16 protein-coding genes and 1 tRNA gene are annotated in these 15,123 nt (G+C 40.2%); 13 read left to right on the plus strand and 4 right to left on the minus strand.

Annotation, left to right across the window (positions count from 1 at the left end):
* Positions 1-95: 95 nt before the first annotated feature.
* Positions 96-635: a stage V sporulation protein T gene (spoVT, locus tag ABC361_RS00190; protein ID WP_099305591.1), complete on the plus strand. Its 540-nt coding sequence runs from the start codon at positions 96-98 to the stop codon at positions 633-635.
* Positions 636-729: 94 nt separating this feature from the next.
* Complete coding sequence (locus ABC361_RS00195; protein ID WP_413072164.1) at positions 730-1,365, plus strand: YIP1 family protein; 636 nt, start codon at positions 730-732, stop codon at positions 1,363-1,365.
* Between the two features lie 76 nt (positions 1,366-1,441).
* On the opposite strand, the gene murG is transcribed toward ABC361_RS00195, so the two are convergent.
* Positions 1,442-2,500 (minus strand): undecaprenyldiphospho-muramoylpentapeptide beta-N-acetylglucosaminyltransferase, encoded by a 1,059-nt coding sequence (murG, locus tag ABC361_RS00200; RefSeq protein ID WP_413072165.1) that lies wholly within the window; start codon positions 2,498-2,500, stop codon positions 1,442-1,444.
* A gap of 26 nt (positions 2,501-2,526) precedes the next feature.
* Positions 2,527-3,135, minus strand: a complete 609-nt coding sequence (locus tag ABC361_RS00205; RefSeq protein WP_413072166.1) for a YIP1 family protein — start codon at positions 3,133-3,135, stop codon at positions 2,527-2,529.
* 155 nt (positions 3,136-3,290) lie between these two features.
* Here ABC361_RS00205 and ABC361_RS00210 point away from each other — a divergent pair, with 155 nt between their 5' ends.
* Genes ABC361_RS00210 through ABC361_RS00225 form a run of 4 tightly spaced genes read left to right on the plus strand, consistent with a single transcriptional unit; the run spans position 3,291 to position 7,270 of the window.
* Positions 3,291-4,883 carry a putative polysaccharide biosynthesis protein gene (locus tag ABC361_RS00210; RefSeq protein ID WP_413072167.1) on the plus strand — a complete coding sequence of 531 codons (1,593 nt, stop codon included), beginning with the start codon at positions 3,291-3,293 and terminating at the stop codon, positions 4,881-4,883.
* Between the two features lie 9 nt (positions 4,884-4,892).
* Positions 4,893-6,341 (plus strand): bifunctional methyltransferase/pyrophosphohydrolase YabN, encoded by a 1,449-nt coding sequence (gene yabN / locus ABC361_RS00215; RefSeq protein WP_413072168.1) that lies wholly within the window; start codon positions 4,893-4,895, stop codon positions 6,339-6,341.
* An 18-nt stretch (positions 6,342-6,359) separates the two neighbouring features.
* Entirely contained in the window at positions 6,360-6,614 is a 255-nt protein-coding gene (locus tag ABC361_RS00220; RefSeq protein WP_099305579.1) for an RNA-binding S4 domain-containing protein, read from the plus strand.
* Complete coding sequence (locus ABC361_RS00225) at positions 6,614-7,270, plus strand: HAD family hydrolase (protein WP_413072169.1); 657 nt, start codon at positions 6,614-6,616, stop codon at positions 7,268-7,270. Before ABC361_RS00220 ends, ABC361_RS00225 begins: the two co-directional genes overlap by 1 nt.
* A 69-nt stretch (positions 7,271-7,339) precedes the next feature.
* Here the strand turns inward: ABC361_RS00225 and ABC361_RS00230 are convergent, their stop codons facing one another.
* Positions 7,340-8,308, minus strand: coding sequence for a 2-hydroxyacid dehydrogenase (locus ABC361_RS00230; protein ID WP_413072170.1), 969 nt, complete (start codon positions 8,306-8,308; stop codon positions 7,340-7,342).
* A gap of 247 nt (positions 8,309-8,555) precedes the next feature.
* Between ABC361_RS00230 and ABC361_RS00235 the strand changes: the two genes are divergently transcribed.
* The gene (locus tag ABC361_RS00235; RefSeq protein WP_413075687.1) at positions 8,556-9,605 is read left to right on the plus strand and encodes an NAD(P)/FAD-dependent oxidoreductase; all 1,050 of its coding nucleotides are present in this window, start codon (positions 8,556-8,558) and stop codon (positions 9,603-9,605) included.
* Between the two features lie 49 nt (positions 9,606-9,654).
* Here the strand turns inward: ABC361_RS00235 and ABC361_RS00240 are convergent, their stop codons facing one another.
* Positions 9,655-10,140, minus strand: coding sequence for a hypothetical protein (locus tag ABC361_RS00240; protein ID WP_413072171.1), 486 nt, complete (start codon positions 10,138-10,140; stop codon positions 9,655-9,657).
* A gap of 102 nt (positions 10,141-10,242) precedes the next feature.
* On the opposite strand from ABC361_RS00240, the gene yabP reads away from it, so the two are divergent.
* The 6 genes from yabP (at position 10,243) to spoIIE (ending at position 15,113) form a co-directional block, all read left to right on the plus strand.
* Positions 10,243-10,557 (plus strand): sporulation protein YabP, encoded by a 315-nt coding sequence (gene yabP / locus ABC361_RS00245; protein WP_078439973.1) that lies wholly within the window; start codon positions 10,243-10,245, stop codon positions 10,555-10,557.
* Positions 10,557-11,114 (plus strand): spore cortex biosynthesis protein YabQ, encoded by a 558-nt coding sequence (gene yabQ, locus ABC361_RS00250; RefSeq protein WP_413072172.1) that lies wholly within the window; start codon positions 10,557-10,559, stop codon positions 11,112-11,114. The genes yabP and yabQ overlap by 1 nt, the downstream gene beginning before the upstream one ends.
* Before the next feature lie 11 nt (positions 11,115-11,125).
* Positions 11,126-11,503 (plus strand): septum formation initiator family protein, encoded by a 378-nt coding sequence (locus tag ABC361_RS00255; protein ID WP_413072173.1) that lies wholly within the window; start codon positions 11,126-11,128, stop codon positions 11,501-11,503.
* A 76-nt stretch (positions 11,504-11,579) separates the two neighbouring features.
* Positions 11,580-12,041 (plus strand): S1 domain-containing RNA-binding protein, encoded by a 462-nt coding sequence (locus tag ABC361_RS00260; RefSeq protein ID WP_099305567.1) that lies wholly within the window; start codon positions 11,580-11,582, stop codon positions 12,039-12,041.
* A gap of 138 nt (positions 12,042-12,179) precedes the next feature.
* Positions 12,180-12,253 (plus strand) — tRNA-Met (locus tag ABC361_RS00265).
* A 337-nt stretch (positions 12,254-12,590) separates the two neighbouring features.
* Positions 12,591-15,113 (plus strand): stage II sporulation protein E, encoded by a 2,523-nt coding sequence (gene spoIIE / locus ABC361_RS00270; RefSeq protein WP_413072174.1) that lies wholly within the window; start codon positions 12,591-12,593, stop codon positions 15,111-15,113.
* Positions 15,114-15,123: the final 10 nt, after the last annotated feature.

Here is a 15,123-nt window from a genome sequence, read left to right on the forward strand (position 1 = left end):
AATAGTTCTTAAAAAAGGAAGGATACTACAGTTATAACAAATTGTATTCTTCCTAAATGATTTGATTTTACACCTTAGAAAGCGAGGCTTTATTTATGAAAGCAACTGGTATCGTTCGACGTATTGATGATTTAGGCAGGGTCGTTATCCCAAAAGAAATAAGACGAACATTAAGAATTCGTGAAGGGGATCCTTTAGAAATCTTTGTCGATCGTGAAGGGGAAGTAATCTTAAAGAAATACTCTCCAATTTCTGAACTAGGCGATTTTGCAAAGGAATACGCTGAGGCATTATACGATAGCTTAAATCACTACGTTTTAATTTCTGATCGTGATACATATATTGCGGTGGCAGGTGCATCAAAAAAAGAATACGCCAATAAAGCGGTAGGCGAGGCTGTTGAATCAGCAATGGGAAACCGTAAATCTTATATGGAAGCGAATGCTGGCGAATATAACATTGTTGGTGACCATAAAGATGATTTTAAAGGTTATGTCGCTGCGCCAATTATTGCAAGTGGCGATCCGATAGGTGCGGTTGTCATTATTTCAAAATCAGAACCGTTGTCAGGAAAATTGGAACAAAAAATGGCTGAAACGGCAGCGGGTTTTCTAGCTCGACAGATGGAACAATAATAAAATAAAAACAGATGAGTATCCACGCTCATCTGTTTTTATTTTGCTTCATATACTTAAAGAAGCTACACTAAAAGTATGAAAGGAGGTACATATGAATTCATTTTTTAACGTGTGGATAAATCCACGAGGGGTCGTAAAAAGAAAAATTGAGCAAGAGGCGGCTGTACAACCGTATGGAAAGTATTTGCTTTTAGCTTATATATCAGGGCTATTTTCCATAACAAGCTCTCTTGAGACAGAAGAACCAATGACCACAACATTTTTTATCCTATCTGTCTTTCTGGGTGCTGTTTTAACAGCTGTACTGTCGGTTTTTCTAATGCCGCTGCTTTTTAAGTGGTTTGGAAGCTGGGTTGGTGGAAGAGGTGCGTTGTCTGAAGTCCGTGTTGCGGTGATGTATACGCAAGTTTTACCACAAATTCTAATTGGACTTATCCTTTTACCGTTTATTATTATTATCGGGGAAAGCTACTTCTTATCTGCTACATCAACGTATACAGTCGAACTATCTGCCATGCAGGAGTGGGCTCTTTTAATTGCGGCATTAATAATGATTACCTTATTTATTTGGCAATTTGTGATCATGCTGCACGGTCTTGGAGAAGCTCACGGATTTTCAGCTTGGAAATCACTTCTCGTCTACATTATCTTTACAGCGATTCTAACAGTAGTATTAATCGTCTTTATGCTCATTATCGTATTCGCCATCGGTGTTACGTTTATTTAAAAGACGTGAACAAACAATAAGCTACCGGCACGTACTGCCGATAGCTTATTTTTGTATAGCTGCACATCCATGCACGTTATACGTTATTTAGATTGTCTGTAATAAGTTGTACTGCGCGAGTAGCCTCGCTTTGCTGCATCGTTGTTAAGATCGGTTCACGATTGGCATAGAGAGCATGAATTTCTTTTACGAGGCTGTCGTCTTTTATAGCTTCTTCCTCAAGCATATGCGCATAGCCATTTTTTACAAAGGTTTGCGCGTTTAATATTTGGTCCCCACGACTACTTTGTCTCGAAAGTGGGATAATGAGCATTGGAATTTGCAAGGCAAGAAATTCAAAAATTGCATTTGACCCACCGCGTGTTACAACAAGGTCTGCCGCTTGCATAAGATGCGGAAGTTCTTCATGTACATATTCATACTGCTTATAGCCGCGTTTCCCATCTAACTCGGGATCCAGATGGCCTTTCCCGCAAATATGAATGATTTGATAGGTGTTTAGAAGTTCATCTAAAGAGTGACGAATACCCTCGTTAATCGCTTTAGCTCCCAAACTACCGCCCATTACAAGCATAACAGGTTTTTGTTTTACAAAATCGGTAAGCGATAGTCCTTTCGTGCGGGAGCCGGTTAAAAGGTCTTTTCGAATGGGCGAACCAACAACATGGGTGGCGTCACTTGGAAAATGCTTTGCCGTTTCTGCAAACGACGTGTAAAAGGTCTTTGTAAATCGTTTAGCAATGCGATTTGCTAACCCCGGAGTTAAATCACTTTCATGTAAATGTACAGGGATGCCTAGAGAATAGGCAGCAATAACGACAGGTACTGTCACAAATCCACCTTTTGAAAACACAACATCAGGCTTTTCTTTTTTTAAAATTTTACGGGCTTGTCGAAGGCCGTTTGAGATCCGTGCTAGATCCGTAATATTTTTTGTATCAAAGTAACGACGTAATTTCCCACTTGAGATACCAAAGTAGGGAATGCCACTTTTTTCGACGAGTTCTCGTTCAATCCCGTTATAAGAACCGATATAAGCAATGGACCAAACGTCTGCGTTCATTTCGTTAATAATCGCCAAATTTGGTGTCACGTGCCCCGCGGATCCTCCACCAGTAAAGATAATTTTTTTCATTCCAAACCTCTCCGTCTAGTTCAATGTTAACCAATAATAAGCGTTGCTGTGAAGTCTACGACAATATAGAGTCCTGCAAGACATCCAATCATAGCAACAACAACGAGTAAAGCTTTCATAATGCTAATTTTCTGTGCCTCTGAATAAGCAATTAGAAAAATAACGAAAACCCATGCAACTGTTAAGTCGATCATTACAGAGCCAAAGCTTACAATTGTTCGTAATAAAACCGTTTGAGCTTGTAGTGTTAGTAGAGCGAGACCAAACAAAAATAAATTGATTAAGCCAACAATAATTCCTGGCATAAACAAAGCATATACAAACACTTTTCGTGTGGCCTTCACATCACCGTTTCCGTTGTACCAACCTCCAACATGACCAAATGCAAAACTAAAACCATAATAGAGAATGGGTCCTGTGAGTGTGCCAATGAATATGGTGATGAGCAAAGGCAAGAATTCGCCTGTAGAAGCAAGGAGAAGTGTGTGGCTTCTTGAGAACCAAAAAGCAGTCAATCCTCCAAATACGATGGATAAGATTAAAGTCGCTTGTTTATGTATATCACTTTTCAATGCGTCTTTCATTGTTTGACGAGGCGCAATCCATATGCCTAGCCATGGATTTGTTGTTTTCAAGCAATCACCTACTATAGCATATCTTTTGTTCTTATCATACCATGATTTATGATTATGTATGAATAGGCTGAAAAAAGAATTAAAAAGTAATCGCTTTTTCTTTCGACAACTACGGAGGATGATGATATTTTAGAGAGGTAAAGGAGGAAGAGTGCTTGGAAAAATCACAAGTAGTAAAAGGGGCTTTCCTCTTATCGATAGCCGCATTAGTGACAAAGATATTCAGTGCAATCTATCGCATCCCTTTTCAAAATATGGCTGGGGACATGGGTTTTTATGTTTATCAGCAGGTATACCCATTCTTCGGTATGATTACCATTCTTGCTCTTTACGGCTTTCCGGTTGTACTATCCCGCCAAATTGCCGAAAAAAAAGCACAAGGAAAAGACGATGAAGTAAAAGAATTACTTAGCTATACATTTTGGGGCTTACTCATTCTATCCTTACTACTGTGTATCGGTTTTTTACTTTTTGCTCAATCCATTGCGTTATTTATAGGGGATGAATCCCTTTATACGGTTATTCAACTTGTCGGATTTGGCTTTTTATTTCTACCGTTATTAAGTGTCTTTCGAGGGGCTGGACAAGGTATTAATCACATGGCACCAACTGCTTTTTCACAATTGAGTGAACAGGCGGTTCGGGTATTAGGGATCCTTTTTGTGACTTTTATTCTAACTTCTCAAGGATATGATGCGTATGCAGTCGGCGAAGGGGCGATGTATGCATCGCTATTAGGAAGCGGAATTGGTACAATAATTTTAATCCTTTTAGCAAAAAAAGGTGACATTGGATTTAACATAAAAGGCTCCTTTAAATCGTTTATTCAGCATAATGCCAGTTTCTTAAAGCAAAGTGTATTTATTTGCCTTAACTCTCTCATCCTATTATTGTTTCAGCTTATTGATGTCTTCACTGTTGTTCGTGGACTTCAAGTACTGGATGTAGCAGATGTAAATATTTATACAGCAAAAGGTGTATACGATCGCGGACAGCCGATGATTCAATTAGGGACAATCTTAATTACATCCATTGCGCTAGCAGTCGTTCCGCTACTGTCAAATGCCATTGCAAAGCAACATCACCAAGATGCACGTCGTTACCGTGATGTGATGATGCGGCTGGCGATTTTGCTTGGCGGCGGGGCAACAATTGGTCTATTCTTATTAATGGATTCGCTGAACGTCATGCTTTTTACAGACCAAGCAGGTACGAACGTACTCCGACTTTTTGTTCTTTCCATTTTGCCCTGCTCAATCTATTTAGCAGGTGCGGCAATCATTCAAGGCTACGGCCGCATTCATATTCCTGTGTATGCCATTTTAGCAGGTTTGATAACGAAAACGGCAGGTAACATCGTGTTTATTGATTTATTTGAATCAACGATGGGCGCAGCACTTGCAAACGTTGTTGCGTTTACCGTTATGATGATCATTGTTTTATATTCACTTAAAAAGATTGATCAAACGATATTCATACAGAAACAATCATTCGTTACATTAGTTGTGGTCTTATTAAGTATGGGACTAGTTGTTTTTGGACTTAAAATAGGAGTAGAGACGATATTCTCCACTCCGTATCAAAGAAGTGCACACGCACTGCAAGCAATATTTTTAGCGATAATTGGGGCTTTATTTGTCGGTGTTGCTGTATGTTTGAGTAATGTTTTTACGTTACGTGAATGGGCAAGCGCACCTAAATTGGCTGCCGTGAAACGACGAATTATCCGAACGTTTATGAAGAATTAGAGGTGACATATGGGTACAATTAAAGTAGTTGGACTAGGAGCAGGCGGATTAGACCAAATGCCAATTGGGATCTATCGTACAATGAAACAAGCTAAGGGTGTAAGGGTTCGTACGTTGGATCATCCCGTTGTAGAAGAGCTTAAACAAGAAGGGGTGACGTTTTCATCCTACGATCATATTTACGAAACATTTGACGCATTTGAAAATGTCTATGACGCCATTGTAGAGGATTTAATCGAGCGCGCTCAGAATGAAGACTTGGTTTATGCAGTACCAGGCCACCCATTTGTTGCGGAAAAAACCGTGCAGTTGCTTCATCAGGCAGCTGCAGACGAACACGTACAGTTAGAGATTGTAGGAGGCGCATCGTTTCTTGATCAGATGTATACAAGTTTAAGAATTGATCCTATTGAAGGGTGCCAAATTCTTGATGGCACAGTCTTAAAGCAGGAGGAAGTGCAGCTGCGTCACCACCTCATCATTGTGCAAGTGTATGATAGCCTAATTGCATCTGACGTAAAGTTAACGTTAATGGAAATATACCCAGATGATTATGAGGTGACAATCGTTACAGCTGCTGGCTCATCTGAAGAAGTGCTTGTAAACGTCCCTTTATACGAGTTGGATCATTATACAGAAGTAAATAATTTAACAGCGGTTTATGTACCGCCGATAAAAGATGAAACCTTGTTCTATAAGGATCTCAATTATTTAAAAACCATCATTGCGCAATTAAGAGGGCCGGGAGGTTGTCCGTGGGATCAAAAGCAAACGCACCAATCGTTAAAGCGTTTCTTACTGGAAGAATCGTATGAAGTGTTTGAAGCAATTGACCTGGAAGATGATGAGCAGTTAACAGAAGAGCTCGGCGATGTCTTATTACAAGTTCTTCTCCATGCGCAGATTGGTGAAGAGTCGGGGTATTTTCAGCTTTCCGATGTGATTGGTACCCTTACTGAAAAAATGATTCGCAGGCACCCACACGTATTCGGCGATCAACAAGTAGAAACAGCAGAGGCTGTCAGTTCCATCTGGCAAGAAGTAAAACAAAAAGAAAAAGAACAGCAAGGCCATGTGGACTCGAGGCAAGAAATCAGTTCGTTTCCTTCCATGCTAGTCGCTGCAGAGACTTTGCAGAAGGATGTCGCCAAATTAGGATTTGAATATGAGGCAATTGAACAAGTGTATGACAAAGTGGTAGAAGAGCTAGAAGAAATAAAGGCTGCAGGACCTGCTGAACACGAAAAGGAATACGGTGATTTGCTTTTAGCTGTTGTCAGCTTAGGTCGCTTTATTAAACAATCACCAGAAGTATCGCTTCATACAGCGCTCACGACCTTCTTGCGTCGCTTTGCATATGTGGAGACCCAAGCGAACGAAACAGGAAAAACGATGAAGGAAATCGATATGAATACGCTTGAAACATGGTGGAAAGAAGCGAAAGAGCTAGAAAACTAACCATTATGGAGGTAGTCAATGAGACTGGACAAATTTTTAAAAGTATCCCGCTTAATCAAAAGACGAACATTAGCAAAAGAGATTAGTGATCAAGGACGTATTACAGTAAATGGACAAACGGCAAAAGCAGGTACCACAGTAAAGCCAGGTGATGAGCTTGCTGTTCGGTTTGGCCAAAAGATTGTGACGGTGAAAATTAACGACTTAAGAGATACAACGAAAAAAGAAGTCGCTGCCGAAATGTATACCATTCTTAAGGAGGAATCTGTTTAATGAAGGCGTTTATTTTTGATATGGATGGCGTCATTATTAATAGTGAGCCTCTTCATTTCCAAGTAGAATCAGAACTTGCAAAGGAAAAAGGGATTGCGTTAAAAGCGGGAGAGCTAGAATCCTACGTCGGCGTTCGTGCAGATGAAATGTGGGCATCTTTAAAAGCAAAACATCGTGCATCATTTGATGTAGAAGAGTTATTAGTAGAAGCAAATGAGAAAAAATTAACCTATTTAAACGATGCATCAATAGAACCAATTGAAGGAATACGAGAGTTACTAGCGCAGTTAAAGAAAAAAGGCTACAAAGTTGGCTTAGGCTCTTCTTCGCCAGTTGCCTTTATCGATGCAGTGTTGACTGCTTTTGCCATTAAGGATCAATTTGATATTGTTTTAAGTGGCGAACAAGTAACAAAGGGAAAACCTGCTCCCGACATTTATTTAGAAGTAGCAAAACAATTAGGTGTCGAGCCTCAGGACTGCACCGTTTTAGAAGATGCAGCACACGGAGTACAAGCAGGAAAAGCTGCAGGGATGGATGTAATTGGCTTTGTTAATCCCCACTCGGGAAACCAGGACTTATCAAAAGCTGACATCGTCATTGAAAACATTTCAACCATTACCATTCAAACAGAAGGTGTTTCTGTACAAAACTGACAAAAAAGATCTTCGTGAATGACTCTGTTCATTCATGAAGATCTTTTCGTGCTTGTACCGCTTTTTTTACTATGGCTTTACGACGTCCATCGGAGTGTCGCCTTTCGCTCCTGCAACGAGGTTTTTAATTGCACGCAATGCCATAGCTTCTCTTGTCGCAGCTGTAGCAGACCCTATATGGGGAGTAAGCGTGACGTTACGAAGGGTTAGAAATGGGTGATCTTTAGGGAGTGGTTCTGTTTCAAATACATCTAAGGCTGCACCAAAGATGTCGTTGTTCTGCAAGGCTTCAATCAATGCTTGTTCATCAATGACAGGACCGCGAGCACCGTTCACAAGTAAAGCTGTCTTTTTCATTTTTTGTAGTGCTTCTTTGTTAATAAGATGTGTTGTCTCTTTCGTAAGGGGTACCATTAAAACAACTACATCAGAGCGGGTAAGAAGATCGTCTAATTCAACTTTTTCAGCGTTGTAGCGTTCCTCTGCTACCGGTCTGCGAGAGCGATTGTGGTAAAGGACCTTCATACCGAAGCCTTCTTTAGCCCGATGTGCGATTTTTTCACCGATACGACCCATTCCTACGATACCAAGTGTTTTTTCATAAACATCTTGCCCATAAAGTGAAGCTTGCGAAGTGCTCTGATCCCATTTGCCTGCCTGGATCTGGCTATGTAATTCAGCAATTCTTCGCGAACCAGACAAAATTAAACCGAAAAGAAGATCCGCGACCGTTTCATCTAATACGTAAGGTGTGTGGGTTAACAGTACGTTTTCACTAGCCAATCCTTGCGCATCGAAATTATCATAGCCAACTGTTGCTGTACTAATTACTTTCAACCGCTCGCTCTCCTTAACAAGATCGGCATCAGCGGAATGACCTGTTAAAAGAGCACCATCTACTGATTTCAGAATTTCCTTTAAATCTTCTCGTTTTAAATCCTTTTGTTGATCCCAAATTTGGTACGTGCAATGTTCATCAAGATAGCGTAATACGCGGTCAGGAACAGAATGGGCGAGAAATACATCAGGTTTTTTCATCATCTTCACTCCTTATGAATGGTTGCTTTTGTATAAACTATAAAAGTAAACGCTTTAGAAATCAAAACAAACGTTTATTGTAAAAAGAATCATCTTAACATCGTTGTCACAGATAACGGTACTTTTTTTAAGGAATGACCAAGCTTTGGCTTGAAATTCACCTCATTGTTGCATAAACTGTAAGTAACATGAGAATGATTTTCATTATCCTAGCAAAATTGGAGGAAGGACCGTGCAACAAAACGAGATGTACGATCTAACAATTATTGGTGGTGGACCTGCTGGGTTATACAGCACGTTCTATGCAGGAATGCGCGATCTCAAGGTCAAGCTAATTGAATACAATCATGAACTAGGCGGTAAAATTCTCTTTTATCCTGAAAAAATTGTATGGGATGTCGGAGGAATGCCTCCTACTCCTGGTGCAACCCTAATAGATCAGCTTGTCAATCAAGCAAATACATTTGAACCAACCATTTGCACAAATGAACATATCGAAAAAATGGTGCGAGAGCCAGATGGGACGTTTACGTTATTAAATGCGAACGGCGAAAAGCACTATAGTAAAACGGTTATGCTCGCGTCCGGACATGGGATTCCGGTTATGCAGAAGTTAGAGCTAGAGGGTGCAGATCGTTTTGAAATCTCGAACCTACACTATACTGTAACGCAAATTGAAAGTTTCCGAGATAAGCGTGTGTTAATCTCAGGAGGCGGAAATGCAGCAGTTGATTGGGCAAATGAGTTAGTAGGTGTAGCAAAAGAGGTCATCGTTTGCCATAGAAGGCATGATTTCGGTGGTCATGAGAAAAATGTGGAACAAATGAAATCAACGGTCGCACTGCGAACGCCATTTCAAATAAAAGAGCTGCATGGAGAATTGGCAAACATTGATTCTGTTACGCTTTCAAATTGTGAAACCGAATTAGAAGAGCGTTTTGATATTGATGCAGTCATAGTCAATCACGGGATGAAGCTAGATGGCTGCTTTCTTATGGAGGCGGGGCTCGAATTAGAAGCGGATGGCTTCGTTCGTGTATCGCCTCGAATGGAAACAAGTCAGCCGGGTATATTTGCTGCAGGTGATGTGACGAGGCATGCAGGCAAGCTCCAGTTGATCTCTGGTGCTTTTGTTGAAGGCGCCACAGCTGTAAATGGTGTTAAACAATTTCTTGAGCCGACAGCGAATCAACAGGCATTTGTTTCTTCGCATAATGAGAAATTTAAACAGCGAAATAAAGAAATTAAAATTGAACATAAGCATAAAAACAAGCGAAAGAAAATTGAATTCACCTAAGATGCTCAAGGCTTAACGCCTTAAGCATCTTTTTTAGTCTTAAATCCAATTATCGGTATTGGCTCAGTTGAGCAAGAGTGTCTTTTTGTAAAAGGCGTTTTGGTTGAACGAGATCTTGATGATCATAGAAATAAACATGATCACGGTCTTGAATGAATACAGCTTTTAGAGGAGCAGTCAAAAAGATTTTTTGAATGGCTTCGTCTAGAGTCTGCTCATTTGTTAGTTGCAAAAGTTGAGTCTTTGTTAGTAACAGCCCGTCCATAAAGCGTAAAAAAGATAAAACAGTTGTGTGCGCTTCGTAAGAAAACGTAAAGGATGATGAGATCATAAGCGCAAGAACGGCGTCGATGTTTCTTTGTTGCAACGCTTCGTAAAAGGAGGGTGCTTCCACGCTTTCCATTAGATACGAGCTCGTACATAGTAAAATAGAATGCGGTTCTTCATGAATTCGCTCGTAAGTGGAGATAGGTGTTGCATCTTTTAAAAACGATGCTTTTTCATTTGTTACTAGGTCAAGCAATAAAGTTTTCACAAAACAACCCTCAAATCTTTGTAATAAATAGCTTGTTCTACCTTACTGAAGCGCTGCATAACTATCAAGTAAAGAACTGTTTTTTCGAGGAGCGTGCATAGTATGGATCAGACAAACTACGAGTTTGGAGCACCAATGGGAAGGGAAAGAAAAAACAATGACCATGATATTACGATAAAAGGTCGAAAACAGTTAGATATAACGGGTGTGAAGCAAGTCGATAGCTTTGATAATGAAGAATTTTTATTAGAGACGGTCATGGGCTACCTATCAATTAAAGGACAGAATCTTCATATGAAAAACTTGAATGTGGAACAAGGGAATGTTTCTATTGAAGGAAAGATTTACGATTTAATTTATGTGGATCAAAATCAACAAGGAAAATCAAAAGGACTATTCGGAAAGCTATTTAAATAATGACACTGACAGTCCAATTCATGTCAATGTTATCCATGGCCGCAATGGGGATCTGGCTTGGAGCGGCCATAGATACATACAGCCGATTTGTTGGAAATAGACATTCCTTTGATAGTAGAACGGCATTGTTGGATCTTTCTTTCTGGGCCGTACAGGCTATTCTTATTTTCTACATTCTTTATCAAGTGAATTTTGGAGAAGTGCGGATTTTTGTATTTATTGCGCTATTACTTGGATATGCCATGTACCAAGCGCTATTTAAAAGCTTTTACAACCATGCGCTTGAAGGACTCATCACATTCTTCATGAAACTTTTCTCTTTCATTATGTACGTATTAAAGATTCTAATTCTAATCCCTATAAAATGGTTATTGCACATTTGTAGGCGTTTAGCTATGATGATAGTACTTACATTATGGAGTCTTGTCTTCTATTTGCTAGTGAAGCCCATTTATTTCATTCTGTCTCTTCTTGGTGTTGTCAAAGTATTAAAAAAAGGACAGCCTATCTATGAGAAAATAAAGGGTTTCTGCAGCCGTTTAATGAAGAAGAAGTAGAGGTGAGGAAATTGGCGTCTAATCGAGCAACAATTAGAGAAATTGATACAAAGTACATGGAGCAACGGCAACAAGAATTAGACAGACAATCAAAGCGTCGAAAAGGATTATTTAGACGTTTAACCTTTATGGGTGTCGTGTTCGGAATAGTAATGATTATCTGTGGAATCACGCTGTTTAATCAAACATCGCAAATCAGCGAAAAAGAAGCTGACTATGAACGTTTGCAAGCAGAGCAAGCAGCATTATTAGAAGAACGAGATGACCTCAAACAAGAAATCACAAACTACCAGGATGATGAGTTTATACAGGATATTGCAAGAAGAGATTACTTCTTAACATTCCCAGGCGAGCAAAGAATTAACGTCACAAAGCAAAACAGCGATTGACACGTTTTTTTCCTGTCGAGTATAATGTTGTCAAGTATGGAATTTACCTAAAATTTTAAGGAGGATGTACGTTTTCATGTCCATAGAAGCAGGCAGCAAGCTGCAAGGCAAGGTTACTGGTATTACACACTTTGGTGCATTCGTTGAATTGCCAGAAGGAAAAACAGGACTTGTGCACATTAGTGAGGTTGCGGATCACTATGTTAAAGATATTAATGAATTATTAAAAGTCGGTGATGAGGTGACCGTTAAAGTCGTCAATGTTGAAAATGACGGCAAAATTGGACTCTCGATCCGTAAAGCCATCGACAAACCAGTAGAAGAAAAGAGACCACCTCGTCCGTCTCGCCCTTCTCATTCTGATTCACCACGTCAAAATCGTCAGTCAGGCGGTTTCCGAGGTGGAAGCAAACCACGCGTTACGCCATCTTTTGAAGATAAGGTGAGTCGTTTCTTAAAAGATAGCGAAGAACGTCTAACAACAATTAAGCGTCAAACAGAATCAAAACGTGGCGGCAGAGGCGCAAAACGAGGTTAGTATGCAGCTTGTTAACGTAGCGTCCGTGATATAAAAAGACTGAAGGATAAAAAGGAGTGAGCAATCACTCTTTTTCTTTCTTCTTCTATTGACTTCTCATCAAAAAAGAAGTATAGTTATAAGCGTCGTGAAAAACATGGCGGTGTAGCTCAGCTGGCTAGAGCGTACGGTTCATACCCGTGAGGTCGGGGGTTCGATCCCCTCCGCCGCTATCAAAGAACAAAGAAGATGATTCTCATAATGAGGGTCATCTTTTTTTTGTCGTGGAGAATAGAAATTAATACAAAGGGAAATCGTGATTTCTAGTCTAGAACCATTTTTTTATTTCTCAAACATCTTTTTCTCCGTCATTTCTTGGCAAAGGTAGTGCTAACTTGCGTGAATATGCTAGTATGGTTTCCATTTTTATTAGCGAATGTGCTTTTTTATTGCTACTTGAGCCGAAGAAGGTCGAAAGTCTTTTGAAAAACGTTTCGTAATTCTGACAAATTCTGTTCATAGCCATTGGTATAGTGACGGTACGATATCTTAATAGGTGGTGGGCGCTCGATGAATAAAACAGACAAGTCTACAGGAACGCTTTTGGCGACAGGTGCTTTTGAGAGGTTCAATCATGTACAAGCTCGTTTGGTTGTAAGTGGACAAGCATTAAAGGATATGGGTAAAACACTTTTCTTTGAATGGGGCCTACTCATTGCAATTGTTGGCTTTTTACTTGGACGAGCGATGATCCTAGCAGAATTAACGCCATTTATTCTTCCGTTCATTGCTGCAGTATTTTTATTAAGAAGAAGTCATGCGCTTATAGCTGGTGTAGCATTACTCGCAGGAACCGTTTTTAGTTATCATGGCGAAGTTGCTTACGCGTTAATCGGGATGGGGATCTTCCTATTACTATATAGAGGGGCAAAGACGTTTTTAGATCAGCCTGGAAAATCGCTTCCATACCTTGTATTTGGAGCAAGTATGGTGACCAGGATAGGGGTTGTGTTTGTTACAACGGGGACAGTAGGTCAATATTCGTTAATGATGGCAACGGTGGAAGCCGGTCTAGCGTTTATCTTAACGATGATCTTTGTTCAAAGTATACCGCTCGTTACAGGGAAACGAGGGGGACAAGCATTACGAAATGAAGAAATTATTTGTTTAATTATATTACTTGCTTCTGTTATGACAGGAACAATTGGATGGGCATTAAATGACATTGTGATGCAGCATAGTCTCGCTCGGTATTTAGTACTTATTTTTGCATTTGTTGGGGGAGCCGCCATTGGTTCAACTGTAGGGGTTGTGACAGGGTTAATATTAAGTTTAGCCAGTGTGGCTAGTTTGTATCAGATGAGCTTGCTTGCTTTTGCAGGATTATTAGGTGGTCTATTAAAAGAAGGAAATCGTCTCGGCGTCGCGTTTGGTTTATTAGTAGGAACACTGTTAATTGGGCTTTATGGCGACGGCGGTGGAAGTCTTGCTGGAACGGTCGCTGAAACAGGTATTGCCATTGCACTTTTTCTCTTAACACCAAGGAGTTGGCTTAAGACGATTGCAAAATATATCCCTGGGACAGTCGAACATTCTCAAGAGCAACAGCAATACTTACGCAAAGTACGAGATGCAACCGCAGGAAGAGTTGAGCGCTTTTCGTCTCTGTTTCAGACGTTGTCCAATAGTTTTAAAGTCCAGCAAAAGAGTGATGAAGAACAACATTCAAACGATGTGGATGTTCTGCTTAGTCATGTGACGGAGAAAACATGTCAAACGTGCATGATGAAAGAAAAGTGCTGGGTTCAAAATTTTAATCAAACGTACGATTCCATGTCAAAAATGGTGGAGCATATTGAAGTGAACGGTACGATGAACGATCCAAAACTACAGCGGCAATGGAGAAGTCACTGTCGTAAGCCTGACCAAGTGATTGCTGCGATTAATATGGAAACAAATCAGTATCGCGCAAATAAAGAACTTAAAAGACAAGTTCAAGAAAGTCAGCGATTGGTAGCCGATCAATTATTAGGGGTCTCGAGAGTGATGGGGGATTTTGCAAAAGAAATTCAAAAAGAAAAGCAACCGCATTTAATTCAGGAAGAATACATGGTTGATGCGCTTCGTAGTGCTGGAATGGATGTTGGTCATATTGATATTTATAGCATTGAAAGTGGACGAATTGAAATTGAAATGAGCGTTCAATGCGATCATGCAAATGGAGAAGCGGAAAAGGTGATTGCACCAATGCTGTCCGATTTGGTAAAAGAAACCATTATCTTAAAACGAGAGGAGCCGAAATTTTATGCAAATGGGTACAGCCATATCTCATTTGGATCGGCGCAACCTTTTGTAATGGAATCTGGCGTGGCTAAGGTCGCCAAAGGGGGAGAATGGTTATCAGGAGATAATTATTCGATGATTGAACTAAACAGTGATAAATACGCGATAGCCATTAGTGACGGCATGGGAAATGGTGAAAAAGCGTACTTAGAGAGTAGTGAGACGTTGGCGCTTTTACAAAAAGTATTGCAGTCAGGCATTGAAGAAACCGTTGCAATTAAGTCCGTTAATTCCATTTTGTCACTGCGAAATACAGAGGAAATGTTTTCAACGCTTGATCTTGCGATGATTGATATGCACGATGCACACGCGAAATTTCTGAAAATTGGTTCGACACCAAGCTTCATAAAAAGAGGTGAACGTGTATCAAAAGTGGAGGCAGGCAACCTTCCAATGGGAATCATCCCAGAATTCGAAGTGGAAGTCGTCCATGAACAATTGCGGGATGGCGATTTATTAATTATGTGTAGCGACGGGGTCTTAGAAGCGAAACGATCGATTGAAAACCGTGAGCAATGGATGAAACGTGTGATATCAGAGATTGAGACCAACGACCCCCAAGAAGTAGCCGACATTATTTTAGAACGAGTCATCCGTTCGGAGGAAGGAAACGTGATAGAGGATGACATGACCATTGTGGTCACTCAAGTGAAATTACACAAACCGAAATGGACGTCAATTCCAATACATCCAAAAATTCAAAAGCCGAAGAAAGGAAGACCATTTTTTAAACAGGCAACAGGAACATAAGCGTATAAAA

Origin of the sequence: Shouchella phoenicis (assembly GCF_047238345.1) — a bacterium.
Taxonomy (GTDB): Bacteria; Bacillota; Bacilli; order Bacillales; family Bacillaceae_D; genus Shouchella.